16 protein-coding genes and 1 pseudogene are annotated in these 13,502 nt (G+C 62.9%); 7 read left to right on the plus strand and 10 right to left on the minus strand.

The features are described 5' to 3' along the window. Positions 1 to 80 precede the first annotated feature (80 nt). The 6 genes and pseudogenes from CQY20_RS31145 to CQY20_RS31170 all read right to left on the minus strand — a co-directional run bounded on the left by CQY20_RS31145 (position 81) and on the right by CQY20_RS31170 (position 5,246). Complete coding sequence (locus CQY20_RS31145) at positions 81 to 677, minus strand: LysE family translocator (protein WP_097944817.1); 597 nt, start codon at positions 675 to 677, stop codon at positions 81 to 83. Positions 678 to 949: 272 nt separating this feature from the next. After that, complete coding sequence (locus CQY20_RS36285; RefSeq protein ID WP_097944799.1) at positions 950 to 1,648, minus strand: LysR substrate-binding domain-containing protein; 699 nt, start codon at positions 1,646 to 1,648, stop codon at positions 950 to 952. Between the two features lie 11 nt (positions 1,649 to 1,659). Next, positions 1,660 to 1,836: pseudogene (locus CQY20_RS36290) on the minus strand (helix-turn-helix domain-containing protein); the annotation flags it as partial. 576 nt (positions 1,837 to 2,412) lie between these two features. After that, positions 2,413 to 2,559 carry a hypothetical protein gene (locus CQY20_RS31160; protein ID WP_097944801.1) on the minus strand — a complete coding sequence of 49 codons (147 nt, stop codon included), beginning with the start codon at positions 2,557 to 2,559 and terminating at the stop codon, positions 2,413 to 2,415. Between the two features lie 120 nt (positions 2,560 to 2,679). Further along, entirely contained in the window at positions 2,680 to 3,573 is an 894-nt protein-coding gene (locus CQY20_RS31165; protein WP_097944803.1) for an alpha/beta fold hydrolase, read from the minus strand. Next, positions 3,570 to 5,246, minus strand: coding sequence for a GMC family oxidoreductase (locus tag CQY20_RS31170; protein WP_097944805.1), 1,677 nt, complete (start codon positions 5,244 to 5,246; stop codon positions 3,570 to 3,572). The genes CQY20_RS31165 and CQY20_RS31170 overlap by 4 nt, the downstream gene beginning before the upstream one ends. A 333-nt stretch (positions 5,247 to 5,579) precedes the next feature. Here CQY20_RS31170 and CQY20_RS31175 point away from each other — a divergent pair, with 333 nt between their 5' ends. The 4 genes from CQY20_RS31175 to CQY20_RS31190 all read left to right on the plus strand — a co-directional run bounded on the left by CQY20_RS31175 (position 5,580) and on the right by CQY20_RS31190 (position 8,205). Continuing rightward, positions 5,580 to 6,059 carry a PAS domain-containing protein gene (locus CQY20_RS31175; RefSeq protein ID WP_097944807.1) on the plus strand — a complete coding sequence of 160 codons (480 nt, stop codon included), beginning with the start codon at positions 5,580 to 5,582 and terminating at the stop codon, positions 6,057 to 6,059. 131 nt (positions 6,060 to 6,190) lie between these two features. After that, entirely contained in the window at positions 6,191 to 6,943 is a 753-nt protein-coding gene (locus CQY20_RS31180) for a carboxymuconolactone decarboxylase family protein (RefSeq protein WP_133119179.1), read from the plus strand. Between the two features lie 209 nt (positions 6,944 to 7,152). Beyond that, positions 7,153 to 7,545, plus strand: a complete 393-nt coding sequence (locus tag CQY20_RS31185) for a tautomerase family protein (RefSeq protein ID WP_097944811.1) — start codon at positions 7,153 to 7,155, stop codon at positions 7,543 to 7,545. A gap of 165 nt (positions 7,546 to 7,710) precedes the next feature. After that, positions 7,711 to 8,205 (plus strand): YkgB family protein, encoded by a 495-nt coding sequence (locus CQY20_RS31190; protein ID WP_234816491.1) that lies wholly within the window; start codon positions 7,711 to 7,713, stop codon positions 8,203 to 8,205. A 166-nt stretch (positions 8,206 to 8,371) separates the two neighbouring features. On the opposite strand, the gene CQY20_RS31195 is transcribed toward CQY20_RS31190, so the two are convergent. Together CQY20_RS31195 and CQY20_RS35765 are read right to left on the minus strand one after the other, a co-directional pair. Then, complete coding sequence (locus tag CQY20_RS31195) at positions 8,372 to 8,617, minus strand: hypothetical protein (protein ID WP_234816492.1); 246 nt, start codon at positions 8,615 to 8,617, stop codon at positions 8,372 to 8,374. Beyond that, the gene (locus tag CQY20_RS35765) at positions 8,580 to 8,930 is read right to left on the minus strand and encodes a hypothetical protein (RefSeq protein WP_234816493.1); all 351 of its coding nucleotides are present in this window, start codon (positions 8,928 to 8,930) and stop codon (positions 8,580 to 8,582) included. The genes CQY20_RS31195 and CQY20_RS35765 overlap by 38 nt, the downstream gene beginning before the upstream one ends. A 137-nt stretch (positions 8,931 to 9,067) precedes the next feature. Here CQY20_RS35765 and CQY20_RS31205 point away from each other — a divergent pair, with 137 nt between their 5' ends. Further along, positions 9,068 to 10,156: a hypothetical protein gene (locus tag CQY20_RS31205; RefSeq protein ID WP_097944819.1), complete on the plus strand. Its 1,089-nt coding sequence runs from the start codon at positions 9,068 to 9,070 to the stop codon at positions 10,154 to 10,156. 4 nt (positions 10,157 to 10,160) lie between these two features. Here CQY20_RS31205 and CQY20_RS31210 read toward each other — a convergent pair whose 3' ends face one another. Next, positions 10,161 to 11,393, minus strand: a complete 1,233-nt coding sequence (locus CQY20_RS31210) for a hypothetical protein (RefSeq protein ID WP_234816495.1) — start codon at positions 11,391 to 11,393, stop codon at positions 10,161 to 10,163. A 21-nt stretch (positions 11,394 to 11,414) separates the two neighbouring features. On the opposite strand from CQY20_RS31210, the gene CQY20_RS35770 reads away from it, so the two are divergent. Beyond that, complete coding sequence (locus CQY20_RS35770) at positions 11,415 to 11,774, plus strand: hypothetical protein (RefSeq protein ID WP_165789320.1); 360 nt, start codon at positions 11,415 to 11,417, stop codon at positions 11,772 to 11,774. On the opposite strand, the gene CQY20_RS36045 is transcribed toward CQY20_RS35770, so the two are convergent. Then, the gene (locus CQY20_RS36045) at positions 11,708 to 11,947 is read right to left on the minus strand and encodes a hypothetical protein (protein ID WP_272938846.1); all 240 of its coding nucleotides are present in this window, start codon (positions 11,945 to 11,947) and stop codon (positions 11,708 to 11,710) included. The genes CQY20_RS35770 and CQY20_RS36045 overlap by 67 nt on opposite strands. A 353-nt stretch (positions 11,948 to 12,300) precedes the next feature. On the opposite strand from CQY20_RS36045, the gene mraY reads away from it, so the two are divergent. After that, on the plus strand, positions 12,301 to 13,389 hold the full coding sequence (mraY, locus tag CQY20_RS31225; RefSeq protein ID WP_097944821.1) for a phospho-N-acetylmuramoyl-pentapeptide-transferase: 1,089 nt from the start codon (positions 12,301 to 12,303) through the stop codon (positions 13,387 to 13,389). Positions 13,390 to 13,502: the final 113 nt, after the last annotated feature.

Below are 13,502 nucleotides of genomic sequence, written 5' to 3' on the forward strand. Positions count from 1 at the left end.
CATAATCCAGGGATAAGCCTTCAGATACACAACAACCTCCAACAAGGTGGCTGTTGCAATCACCCCCAGAAATCGCCGGTCTATACGCGAGCTTTCGCCGGCACCTCACGCGCGAGCAGGACTGCGACTGCGCCCAGTAAGGTGCCGGTGATTCGGCGCTGCCACGCCGCCCACGTCGGCCGATGCTTGATGAACCCCGCGATCGCACCGGCTGCCAAGACAATCAACGCGTTAACGGTCAGGCTCACCGCGATCTGCATCCCGCCGAGCAGGAACCCCTGGATCGCTGCGTGACCACGATGCGGGTCGATGAACTGCGGGATCAACGCCAGATACATGATCGCCGCTTTCGGGTTCAACAAGTTTGTGAGTAAGCCCATCCGGAACAACTTCACCCACGAGTCCCGCTCGAGCTTGTGCGTCTCGAACAGGCCGCGCCCACCGGGTTTCAACGCCTGCCACGCCAGATAGCCGAGATACGCAGCACCCGCGGCCTTGAACCCGATGAACAACCACGGGACTGCGACGAACACAACCGCTAAGCCAAGATTGGCCAACGTCATGTACACCACGAAGCCGACCCCGGTACCAGCCAGCGAGATCAGCCCAGCAATCCGCCCCTGGCTGATGCTGCGCGACACCAGGTACATCATGTTCGGCCCCGGAGTGAGCACCATCCCTAGCGCGGTCACCGTCATGCCCACTGCAGCAGCCGTCGAAATGAGCACGTGCCCAGCCTCCCAGACAAAGCCACACGACCGTTAGGCCGGGGCCGAACTAGACCCGCACTCCGTCTGCTGACCACTATTCACAGGAGCAGGGCGAGGGGGCATCACCCGACGACCTGATTCACCCGGGTGAACTTCCGCACCTGATTGCTCAGAGCCCGTCCGGTCGGAGTCGTCGTCGCGTCGCGCACCAAGCCTACCGGCATCGTAGTCGATCCGTATCAAGCGTTCGCTGATACCAAATGCGCAGTGAGTTGTGTTGCGGAAACCGATAGTTGAGATTGGTCGCGGTAGCAAAGCAGCAAATTGCGGTGAGCCCATGCGTTTGTCAGATCGACGGTGGCCACGTGTACATGCGACCACCGGGCGGCGGCTAAGGCTGGGACGACCGCTATTCCGACGCCGGCTGCGACCGCGACACAGATCGCTTCGGTGGTGGGTAGATACGCCCGGTAGCGGGGGCGAAGCCCGAGGGGCTGCGTCTGCCCACTCAAATGTTCCTGCAGCGGATTTCCCTGGCTCAATCCCAGAAACGGGTAATCCAGACACGCACTGAATGCCACCTCGTCGCGGTCGGCGAGAGGGTGGTCGGCGGGCACGATTACGACCAAACGGTCCGGACGCAGCGTCGTGCACTGCAGCCGGACCGAGTCCGCCGTGTCGGCGATGATTCCGAGCTCGGCCCGCCCGTCGGTGACGGCGGCGACGATTTCGTGGCTCGGGCGCTCCTGCAACTCGACGTCGACGTTGGGGTGGGTAGCCAAAAATCGGCCAGCGCGGTCGGCAGCAGTGTGTGGGTAGCCGACGTGTTGGCCAATACCACCAACGGTGATTGCAGCTCGTCTGAGTAGCGGGCCAGCTCGGTGCGCATGCGGGCTAACTGACCGACGATCGCTCGAGCGTGTGCGACCAGCAACCACCCGGTCGGAGACGGCACCACACCCCGCCGGTGACGCTCTAACAACTTGGCGCCAACAGCCTTCTCCATCGCTGAGATCCTCGCGCTAGCCGATGCCAACGACAGATGCGCGCGCTCGGCTCCCTGGGTGATGCTGCCTTGGTCGACTACCTGCAAGAACAGTTCCAAGTCGGTGAGGTCGTAGGCCATAGCGTCACGGTACTCACGCCTATGGCGCACAATTTGCCTTCGGCGTAACCGAAGGCTGACTCGTGAAGAAACGCATTGCGCGCACAGTTGCGGGCGTCCACGCTTGGGGTTAGGGCCGGATCACGGCCGGCATGCACAACGGCTGCCCGAAGGTGCTAAATGACAACGCATTTGATCTCGCTGACCGTCGCGGGCGTCAGTGACTGCTCCGTACCGCACGCGGTCAATCCACATCGGTGCGCCGGCGGGGAGAACATCGCCCATCCGGAAGTGCCAATTAACCTGGAAGTGTTGCCGAAATCTACACGTGCACAGTTGATTAGAGAGAATCAGACCTGCCGTATCTTGATGTCTGCCTTCCTCCATTGGAGCGTTTGGCTGCTCACCTCCAGCGTGCCCAGTCGGGGTGAATACAAGTGCTTGACCTCGCGAGGACGGAGGCCGATCTGAGCGCCGCGTCGAAGGGTGCAGCCACGTTGGCAGGACTGAGCACAACGGGATCAGGAAATTCTGGAGACGGCCCTGGTCTGCGCCCAGACGGCTGGCTGCAGTAGCCAGCCGTTCGGATCTGGGCCGTCAGTCGTCTTCCTCGTCTCGGCGGCGCGCGGCCTCGATCACCTCGGGTGGGGCCGGTTTCTGCAACCAGGCCCGCATCCGCAACAGCCCGCCGGCAATGGTGCCGACGGCGACCAGCGCGATGATGATCCAGAACGCAGTGGACATATACAAAGTGTCCGCCTCGGGTCAACCCTTTGGGCCGATTCGGAGGACCGTTATCGATGAAGCCTTGTCACTCCTGCAGGAGGCACCGGGAAGCCACACTCGCATCGCTTCGACCTCGGATCAGGTCTCTGCAAAGAACTGAAGTAATTCGTCTGCGACCTCGTCCGGGTTCTCTTCTGCGAGGAAGTGACCGCCTGATAAGGGTTTGCCGCGCACGTCGTCGGCCCAATCCCGCCAGATGTCGAGCGGCTCGTACCAGGTCGCCACCGCACCATCCTTGTCCCATAGGGCCAGTACGGGGCACTGTATGCGACGGGTGCCTTTGTCTTCGAGGTCGAGTCGGTAGTCGATGGTGGCAGCCGCGCGGTATTCCTCGCAGATCGCGTGTATCGCTTCGGGTGTGGAGAACTTCTCTATGTAATGTCGGCGAATAGCTTCAGGAAACGGGTTCGGCGTCGAGGACCACGAATCGAGCATGTGGTTGACAAGGGTCGCGGGGGAGGAGCGAATGAGGTCTTCGGGCACCGGATAGGGAGCGGCGAGGAAGCTCCAGACCCAGTAGCCGATGCTGAAGTTCATATCGGCCCTGTCGAATGCCTCGCCGGTCGGGACGATGTCCAAAACGGCGAGTCTGTTCACAGTTTCTGGGTGGTCGAGCGCCATCCGGTACGCGCAACGCGCTCCGCGGTCGTGGCCGACGACGCCGAAGGTGTTGTGTCCGAGCGCTTTCATGACTTCGACTTGGTCCCGCGCAAGCGTGCGCATGGAGTACGGCGAGTGGTTCTCGGTGCTGGCGGGTTTACCGCTGTCGCCGAATCCGCGAAGGTCGGTTGCGACAACCGTGTGTCGTTGGGCGAGAACCGGCGCCACCCGATGCCACATGAGGTGTGTCTCGGGTATGCCGTGCAGCAGTAGCAGTGGCGGCCCGTCTCCATTTGTGCGGCCGTGGATGGTGGTGCCGGAGACGGTGATGTCGAATTCGGAAAATCCTGTGAACACGTCGACCTGACTCATTCGTGGATCGCCCGCGCTGCGCGCTCTGCGATCAGCATGACCGGCGCGTTGGTGTTCCCGGACGTGATGTTCGGCATCGCCGAAGCATCAACCACTCGCAGGCCGGCGACGCGGAACACGCGGCAGTCGGTGTCGAGTACCGTGGCGGCCGACCGCGGCAGACCGTGGGAGTCGAAGGCGCCCATCGTGCAGGTGCCTACCGGGTGGAAGATGGTGGTGCCCAGTTCCCCGGCTGCCTGCTCCAGGTCGGCGTCGCTCACCAGCTGCGGGCCGGGAAGCAGCTCTTTCGGCTGGTACCGGGCCAGGGCCGGTGCCGCCATGATCTGCCGGGTCATCCGCAGGCCGCGCACCGCGATCCCGCGATCCTCGTCGGTAGACAGGTAGTTGCAGAAAATCTTCGGCTCGGCCAGCGGATCCGCATCGGCCATACGCACGTGGCCACGCGAGGTGGGGCGCAGATTGCAGACCGAAGGAGTGATGGCGGAGAAGGGGTGCAGCGGGTCGCCGAACTTCGGCAGCGACAACGGCTGCACATGCCACTCCAGGTCGGGGCTGGCCAGTCCGGGGTCGCTCTTGGCGAACGCCCCGAGGGTCGACGGCGGCATCGTCATGGGTCCCGATCGCAACAGCAAATATTGAATTCCCATGCCCGCCCGCGTGATCCAGTTTCGGTAGAGCGTGTTGACGGTTCGCGCACCCCGGATGCGGTAGACGCTGCGAATCTGCAGATGGTCCTGGAGGTTCTCTCCGACACCCGGCAGATCGACGGCCACCGGCACTTGATGCTGGGTGAGTAGCCGGGCCGGGCCCAGACCCGAGACCTGCATCAGGTGCGGCGAGCCGATAGCGCCGGCGCTCAGGATTACCTCCCGGCGGGCTTGAACGTCGACGATCTGGCCGTCTTTGAGCAGACGCACGCCAGTGACGTGGTGCCGAGCCGTGGTCCAGGCGCCACGGCGCTGATCGTCGCGGACCTGATCATCCATCAGCAATCGTAATGCCCGGGTTTTCGTGTAGATGGTGAGGTTGGGCCGGTGGCTGATGGGGTGGAGGAACGCATCGGCCATCGACCAGCGCCGGCCGCGCTTTTGATTGACGTGAAAATACGCGCTGCCGGAGTTGTCGCCCCGGTTGAACTCATCGATCGGCGTGATACCCGATTCGGCGGCGGCGGCCTGCCAGGCATCAAGGATCTTCCACCGCACACGCGGGCACTCGACGCGGATCTCACCGCCGGCACCGTGCCACTCGTCAGCGCCGCCGAAGTAATTCTCCAGCTTCTTGAAGATGGTCAGCGTCTCGCCGGGACGATCGGGGCCGCCCCACAGCCACCGCTCGTCGCCGGTGGCCTCGGCCCACCGTTCGTAATCGCTGGCCTGCCCGCGCATGTGGATCATCGCGTTGATCGACGAGCAACCGCCGATCACGCGGCCCCGCGCGTAGAGAATGCTGCGGCCGGCCAAACCCGGATCGGGCTCGGTCATGTAGCACCAGTCGGTGCGGGGGTTGCCGATGGAAAACAGGTAGCCGACCGGCACCTTGATCCAGAACCAGTTGTCCTTGCCGCCGGCTTCGATCAAGAGCACCCGGTGATCTGGGTTCGCGCTGAGCCGATTGGCGAGCAGGCAGCCCGCACTGCCCGCGCCCACGATGATGTAGTCGAACTCGGCCACAGGGCTGATTTCCGGCACCGTTCCTCCATTCCCGTCGGATGCGTGTCCTAGTGTGCGCGATGACCCTCCGGTACAACCACAGTCCGTGCATTCACCGAGTGTCCGGTCTCTGGGTGACGCTGCCCTGATCGGCTACCTGCAGGAACAGTTCCAAGTCGGTGAGGTCTAGGCCATCGCGTCACGGTATTCACACCCCTACAGCACCATAAGCCTTCGGCCTAACCGAAGGCTTACCTGCGAAAAGCCTCATTGTGCGCACGACGGCAGGGGTCCACCCTGGGTTTAGGGCCGGATCCCGGCCGGAAGGCATAACGGCTACCTGAAAGGTACTGAATGACAACGCATGCTGATCTCGCCGAGGTTTCCGATCAACGGATCGTCGCGGACTGGGCATTAAGCCAGTGGGCGGATCGGCTTCTCGAACAAGCCGGTGTTGGGGTTACCGTTGTCGACCGGCACGGCACGGTGATGTATTACAACAAGTGGGCGGCCGAGCACCTGGACCGCCAGTCCGCTTACCTCGGCCACTCGGTGCACGAACGGCATCGCCGCAAGATCACCAACCCGCGCTTCGACGCCATGCTCAAGCTGTTCGTCGACGGCCGCGCCGAGCCGGTGAAATACGTGGCCAGGCCGTACGGCAAAACCACCATCCTTGTGGTCGTTTCGCCGATCCGGATCGATGGCGAGCTCGTCGGCCTATCACAGCTCGTGCTGCTCAAAGATGAAGTGCAGGAACTGTTCGCACGTTTCGACGCCACCGGCCGAGAATCATTCGAGCGCGACATGCTACCCGACGGCTACCCGGCGTGATGGCCGCCTCGAGCACGTCCCGCGACTACTTCGACAACGTGATGAAAACCGATATCGGCGTCTTCCCTGACAATGGCCGTCGGTCGGGCGGGGGAGCAGAACGTGTGAATTCTCCGCGAGCAGGATCGCAAATGACCGAGTTGCCGCAAGAACATCGGACTCGCATCCGGCCCCTTCACATCGACGAGGCGGACACCAAGACCGCCGCAGCGATCAAAACCGGAGAATTGACGCGGGGAGGCTTTCCCAACAATTTCGTCAAAGTGATGGCTCACTGCCCACGCTTCGTGCAGCTGGAGATCGAGTACGCCAACTCTTTCATGTTCGACCCAGTCACTTTCTTCGGTGGCCTTCAGACCGCCGGCTTCAACGACCGCTTCCTCAAGGAACTAGTCATCTCGCGCACATCGCTGTTGAACCGTTCGCATTACTCCGTGACACACCAGTCTCTTGTCGGAACCGCCCTCTTCAATGACGCGGGACGGGGCGCGGAGGGACACCAAAAACTCCTGCATCTCCACGAACACGAAAACCACCCACAGGTCTACACGGAGCGCGAACAGGTTGTCCTGGACTACACCGCGAAGGTCAGCCGAGACGCCCACACAGTCACCGACCAAGACTTCGCCGATCTGCGTGAGGTGCTTGAGGCACACAATCGCATGGACCCGCGGCTCAACAAACTCAACGATTCCGCGATGACCCGCCACGTCGACAGCCAGATCGTCGAACTGACCTGGCTGATCGGGCATATCTGCCTTTTGAACCGATGGTTCACAGTTCTTCAGGTCCCCGACGAGGCTGACTTCGTGACGCTCTACGAGCAGGTGGTGCCCGCTGACATCAGGGTACGCAACGCGCGGATCCTCGCCGGCAGTGTCTGAGAGAGGGCTCGAAATGGTCCGGGAGTCAGCGGTTCTGGCGAATCGCGACGGTAGCGTTCGGAATAGTACTTACTTCCGGACCCAACATGTTCGGAATTCGCTCGCGCCAAAGCCTCACCGCCCGCCGGCGCGATCATCACGCGCCGAGCGCGCAATCACTCACCAGTCGCCGCGTCATCGAAGCGGCTTGTCACAGAACGGTTAGCATCATGCCACTGGTCCACATTCACGTCACCGAAGCCCGGCGTACGCCAGAACAACTCACCCGACTGGCGGATACCGTCCAGCAGGTAATGAGCGAGTGCTTCGCTGCACCCGATGGGGACCGCTATCAAATCATCACCGAGCACAAGCCGGGCCAGATGATCGCCGAGGACACCGGGCTCGGGTTCGAGCGGACTGATGACGTCGTCATCTTGCAGATCTTTCAGCAGGGTCGAACACGCGACCAAAAGCAAGCGGCGTACCGGGCACTTGCTGACCGTCTTCGCGATCAAACCGGCTTGAAACCATCGAATTTGATCGTCTCCATTGTCGAAACCGCGCGTGAGGATTGGTCCTTCGGTAACGGCATCGCGCAGTTCGTCGAAGGTCGACTGTAGGTTCGCGCCCGCATGTTGGCATTGCGTTCGGTAGGCCGAACGTGGCCAACCGGGTACAGGGACGGCGATGTCGCCGCACGGGCCCTCGACCTCTCGGGCTTCGCGGGACGTGTCAATGTCGGACCGCCGCATGGCCCAGTTGCATTTGAGATGAGAGGAAAGTCCTTGAACAACAGCGTGAGTCACATTCTGCAGTCCACAGACCACATCACGGCTGTTGGTAACGCGATCGTGCGCTACGGCCTGGTGGTTGTCATCGCGTGGATCGGGCTGATGAAATTCACCGCCTCGGAGGCCATGCGGATAAGCCAGTTTACGTCCCACAGCCCGTTTATGAGCTGGCTGAACGGTTTCCTGTCAATTCGCGCGCAGTCCAACGTCATTGGGGTGATCGAGATCCTCACCGCCGTGTTGATCGTCCTGAACGTGGTGTCGCCACGCCTCGGTGCGGTTGGCGGCGCACTGGGCGCGCTGTTGTTCGTGATTACACTGAGCTTCCTGTTCACTACGCCGGGTATCGGTGATTCCGCGGCGGGCGGATTCCCTGCTCTGTCGCGGCTCGGGGAGTTCCTGCTGAAAGACCTCGTGCTGCTCGGCGCCTCGATCCTCGCGCTGGGCCAGTCGCTGACGGCCATTCGCTTGTCGTCTGGCGTTGATTAGGTCTCGACACATTCCACGGACGGCGGCACGGTCATGGGCCCGGATCGCAGCAGCAGGTACTGAATTTCCACGCCCGCGCCCGCAGGCATGCTTGACCAGTGCGAAACCCCCTGGGCTGCAATGGGGAACAGGGCGGCTGCAGCTGGCCGCCCAGCGGTAACTGGGCCTACTTCTGCAGGAACTTCGCCAAGCTGTCGTCCATCTCCTCCCACCACGGGGTGTGCGGCGTCGGGCCGATAGTGCCGGTGCATGGCGAGGAGAACGAGTTGTTGCGGTAGCCGGTGATGCTCTCCTCCTTGTCGTGCTCCCACGCGATGAAGTGCTCACGCACCAGGTCCAGGTCGAACTCGGTGTAGTCCGTCAGCGCCATGAGGTCACGCACGTAGTCGGTCTGGAAGTCGATCTCGTCCATGCAGCCGTTCAAACCGCCAAGCCGGGTCAGCCACTGGTCGATGCGGCGGCCATCGTCTCGGCATCGGGCAGCTTGGTGCGGCCGAGTCGTACACGCGGACATGGATGTCAGTCGGCTGCCAGCCGTTGGCGGGGTGGATGTCGTCGGGGCAGGCCGACGACGCGCACACCAGGTCGGCCGTCGCGCAGAACAGCACGTGGATGATGCCACGGAAGCCGCGGCCCAACCCGGCTTCCCGCACCTCGCCGGTGTAGTCGAACGCGTTCTTCCCGACCCACGGCGTGATGAATGCCATCTCAGCGACTTTCACCATGAGGACACCGATTTGGATCCGTCGAGCCCGGAGCCGACCTGGATCGGATGCAGCAGCGGCGCGGCGATAAGGGTCAACGAGACGCCGTCGAGGAACATGCCCAGCGGCAGCAGGATTGTGGCGATATGCTGAGGCTGATGAACTGTACCGAGGACGTACCGGTGGTGTCGGTGACTGCTCGGACCGAGTACTCGACGGAACGTCATCGCATTTCCGCCACGACGTCGAAGATCGCCTTGGTTTCTAGCCTCATCGCGCTGGTGGCGCTCAATCTTTGCGGGTATCCGCCAGTCTTGACCTCTGGCATCGCGGCAGTACTCGTCGCCGTCGGATTGGGCGCAAAGACCTACGGGTGGCTCGAAGCGCCGGGAGCCGTACAGATCACCGTCGGCGACAGCACCGTATCCTTCGGCGACGAAAGCACCGAATTCGTAAGCCGCCCTTTGTCCTCGCTCATCGCGGTGAATCTGGCCGGCCCTGCCGACGAGACGACGCCGGACCCTCGACGGCTCACAGTGCGTTCGCAGGAGTATTTGGTCCTGACCTTCGCCTCTGACACCGGCCGCGAAGAGTGGCGGGTCGCGGTCGTCAAGTCTGACCCGGCCGCCGCCGAAGTGTTCCACCGTTTGACGATGGCGCTGCCGGAAGCAGACACGTGCGAGTTCGAAACGACTGCGGACTCGGCGGCACGAATCGCAGACGCCGGTTCTGGTGAGGCAGCCAGGCGCCTATGGGAGGAAGCCACACGGCGCCATGACGACGTCCTCAACGCGTACGGAGCCTACGAGCTCGACCCCGCGATGCTGCTGCGCTATCCCGCAGTCACCGACGTGACCGTCGAAACCACCCAGACATTCCACATCGCTCTCGACGAAGCACAGGCCCTGCGTACTGACGGCTATCCGAACAACCGCGGTCTGGCCGACGCCTACCAGCAGGCCGTGGTGCGGCTGCGCCGAGCCTGGATCGCGTGCGAATCGCACGGTAGGAGAACCGGCACGTCCTACCTCGAGACGGCCGACCAGTCCGAACTCGATACCGCGCTGAAGCTTTACCACCACGCCACGTCCAGCACCACTGCAGCCGAGCAGGCCACCTACTACGGGCGCGTCCGCGAAATCATCACCAGACTCACCCACCGCGGAGCACTGCACCCACCCGACGCACAACTCAAAGAGTTGGAAGCCGTCACGCGCCGGGCTATCGAAGCGGCAGAATCCGACTGAACCGTCAAACCGCATCCGGGGCAAGGAACTCACCGGTCACCGAGTAAGTTCCCGTTGCTGCTTCCACGCCCGCGAGTTCGATCCGGATGGCCAACCGATATGGGTCGATCTCGCGGTCAGTCATCCAAATGTGGACCGCTTCTCGCTCGTACGGTTCAAGAGCGCCCCGCTGCATTGCCTGCGCGCGGACCGACTCGAAGACTTGGGGTGAGACGTCGTCGAAGGAGAAGGTCTGAGACCCGAAGTGGTTGGCCTGTTGAGTAACCTCGGGCAGTTCTCCGGGAACGATGACGATCTGACCAGACCGGTCTTCGGTCTGGAACTCCAGCAGCACACCTCCGCGTGTTTGGAGCTCACTTGCGTGCGCGATCGGCGTGGCTCGGTGGGTGCCGCGGATTTCGAAGTTCGTCAAGACCCGATCCGATGGTGTAATCCCTGCCAGCGCCAGGGAATTCCGTGCTCGCTGGAATGACACCGCGAAATCTGCCGGATCGAAGATCTCGCCGACGGTGCCGTCGGGAAGGGCTTTGACAGTCTTGCCGCCGAATGTGCCGGTCAGTATCACCGGACCTCCTGGGCGCGACCGTTCGATCTCCAAGGTGTCGAGGTCGACGTGTCCGCCCGCAGAATCGAGGCGCTCGTCCATCTTGTGCGTGATGGCAGTCAGATCGGCAGTTGCGATATCGCCGGCGGTGAACGTGCTGTCTTTACGCAGAACCTGTGCCGACGGCGTGGTGAACGCATCGCCATTGTTATTGACGTAGACGATCGTCGTATCGCCGTTGGTCGGGTCGAGAACGGTGCCGTAGTCAGATCCGCTGCCGGTGAAGCGGAGTTCGAGCAGGTTGTTGGCGGCAGCCGGACCGAACTGGTTGGAGACCGCCTCGATCATCCCGCGCAGGCGGGCGTTGAGGTTCATCTCCTTGGGCCCGGGGGCAGTCTGGGCCTCCCGAGGTGCGGGCGGCGTGGGCCTGTCGAGCGAGATGCGCCAGGCGTCACCTACACCAAATAACAGCGCCAGAGCCACCACAACGGTCACAGCCGAATAGCTCAGCACCTGTGGGCCGGGCGGACGGTGGAATTGGGGCGCAGGCATCGCTTCGCGCGGTGGGAGTTGGTCCGGCGCCAACGCGGTGACGGGCTTTTCGGTCAGTGCCTCAAAGTCACCGCGAGACATCGAGATGATCCACCGCCCTTGATATTCGGTGTCATGCGGTGGGCTTATCGTCGCGGTCACCAACGTCGGCTGCAGGTCGTCGTGACTGCGGCTGCTGCGGGTAAGTGCATCGACACGCACCGGCACTGGCCGCCGTGGCGCACCGCCCTCGAACACATCAAGCACGGACAGTTGCGACGGCCGCGGCACGCTGATCAGCCCGGCCGCGATGAGCGGAACCCCGACGAGCAGCGTCAGCCACCAGGCGTTATAAGCGCCGAGTCCGATCCCGACAGCCAAAAGCGCACCGGCTGCTACGGCCTGCCCGACACGCCCGGCTGTGCGGTTCATCGAGAGCCCCCTATTCACACCGATCCCGCGATCATATCGGCGCGTCATCGGAAATCGCCCACGCACATCACCGATGGGGGCTTGCGGGTCAACGTCGGTGGCGGCGACTGAAGTCCGGTGTGTCCGGCGTGGGATCGATATCGGGCCGACGGCCTTCCATGAGGTCGGCGAGGAGTCGGGGCGGACCCGTAGGCCATCGTCCACCCGACGCGTCCGTGCCCGGTGTTGAAGAACAGGTTGTCGTGGCGACCGAGGCCGATCAAAGGTGGCCCGTCAGGGTTCATCGGCCGCAATCCAGTCTGATGACGGGCGCTGTCCCAATCAATCACCCTGGGAAGAGGGCGTCACCGGCGGCGATCGCCGCTGGTCGTGTGACGATTCGAGAGAGGAAATTGAGAGGGCTCCACCTGTGATTCAAGGCGGGGGAGCGGCGTGTCGGCATCCGTCTCGGTTCTCTACATGCGAGACGCACGGACGATTTGTAGGGACTAAACAACTCGGCCCTAGGGCGCACCGCCGCGCCGGGGCGCTATGGGTGGCTTCGGAAGATGCTGCGCGATACTGGCGCGGTGGGGGCTTGGGTTTCGATGCCGTGCTGTGGTCGACCGATCTGCGGGCGAAAGACCTGTATAGCTCGATGAAATCGATACTTGTCGCTGCCGGTATGGCCCTGGTGGTCGCTGTTCTGCTGACTCCGGTGTTGATCCGGACGTTCTCCCGGCTCGGGTTGGGGCAGCCAATCCGCGCTGAGGCCCCGAAAAGCCATCAACGCAAGCAGGGAACGCCCACGATGGGCGGTCTGGCGATCCTCACCTCAATCTGGGTCAGCTACCTGACCACCACCCTTGTCGCCGAGCTCGTGTTCGGTGATGAGGGCGGCGGCCCGACGGCATCAGGACTCCTTGTCCTTGGATTGGCAACCGCACTGGGTGTTGTCGGTTTCACCGACGATTACCTCAAAGTGCGGCGGGGCCGTAACCTCGGCTTGAATAAGCGAGCCAAGAGTGCCGGCCAGCTCGTCGCGGCCGTCCTCTTCGGCGTTCTCGCGCTGCAGTTCCGCAATGACGACGGGCTTACGCCGGGCAGCTCTGAGCTGTCCTACGTCCGCGACATCGCAGCATTCGCACTGCCGCCGGTGGTGTTCGTGCTGTTTTGCATCATGGTGGTTTCTGCCTGGTCGAACGCGGTGAACCTCACTGACGGTCTCGACGGGCTGGCCGCGGGTGCTATGGCCATGGTGACCGCCGCCTACGTCCTCATCACTTTCTGGCAGTTCCGAAACCAGTGCGCTGAGCCCGTCACACCTGGGTGCTACCACGTCCGAGATCCACTCGACCTGGCCCTCGTCGCCGCCGCGACCGCCGGTGCGTGCATCGGATTCCTATGGTGGAACGCAGCTCCCGCCAAGATCATCATGGGTGATACTGGTTCTCTGGCTCTGGGCGGCATCATCGCAGGACTGTCGGTGACCAGCCGCACCGAAATTCTGGCCGTCATCCTGGGGGCGCTGTTCGTAGCCGAAGTCAGCTCGGTCGTGATCCAGGTCATCTCATTCCGTACTACTGGCCGACGCGTGTTCCGGAACTCCCCACTGCACCACCACTTCGAACTCATGGAGTGGCCGGAAACCGCGCTAACCATTCGGTTCTGGCTGATCGCTGCCATCTCTTGCGGACTCGGAATCGCGCTCTTCTACAGCGAATGGCTGGCAGCCGCCGGGATCTAAGCCCACCACGTCAGCGTGGATCGGCGCACCGGCACTTGGCTATGTCAACTCGAATTGGCCCCGGCTGGGCGGTTCGAAGTGGCCCCGCCCGGGGAAGGCTGGAGTTGCCGTGC

It is taken from the genome of Mycolicibacterium agri (assembly GCF_002553505.1).
In the GTDB taxonomy this organism is placed as follows: Bacteria; Actinomycetota; Actinomycetes; order Mycobacteriales; family Mycobacteriaceae; genus Mycobacterium; species Mycobacterium agri.

Coding starts and splice junctions, on each gene's coding strand:
- CQY20_RS31180 (WP_133119179.1), top strand. CDS start 6,191: ATGACCGAGTTGCCGCAAGAACATCGGACTCGCATCCGGCCCCTTCAC.
- mraY (WP_097944821.1), top strand. CDS start 12,301: ATGAAATCGATACTTGTCGCTGCCGGTATGGCCCTGGTGGTCGCTGTT.
- CQY20_RS36045 (WP_272938846.1), bottom strand. CDS start 11,947: ATGAACCCTGACGGGCCACCTTTGATCGGCCTCGGTCGCCACGACAAC.
- CQY20_RS31145 (WP_097944817.1), bottom strand. CDS start 677: ATGGTGCTCACTCCGGGGCCGAACATGATGTACCTGGTGTCGCGCAGC.
- CQY20_RS31175 (WP_097944807.1), top strand. CDS start 5,580: ATGACAACGCATGCTGATCTCGCCGAGGTTTCCGATCAACGGATCGTC.
- CQY20_RS35765 (WP_234816493.1), bottom strand. CDS start 8,930: ATGGTGAAAGTCGCTGAGATGGCATTCATCACGCCGTGGGTCGGGAAG.
- CQY20_RS31185 (WP_097944811.1), top strand. CDS start 7,153: ATGCCACTGGTCCACATTCACGTCACCGAAGCCCGGCGTACGCCAGAA.
- CQY20_RS31160 (WP_097944801.1), bottom strand. CDS start 2,559: ATGTCCACTGCGTTCTGGATCATCATCGCGCTGGTCGCCGTCGGCACC.
- CQY20_RS31205 (WP_097944819.1), top strand. CDS start 9,068: ATGAACTGTACCGAGGACGTACCGGTGGTGTCGGTGACTGCTCGGACC.
- CQY20_RS31165 (WP_097944803.1), bottom strand. CDS start 3,573: ATGAGTCAGGTCGACGTGTTCACAGGATTTTCCGAATTCGACATCACC.
- CQY20_RS31195 (WP_234816492.1), bottom strand. CDS start 8,617: ATGGACGAGATCGACTTCCAGACCGACTACGTGCGTGACCTCATGGCG.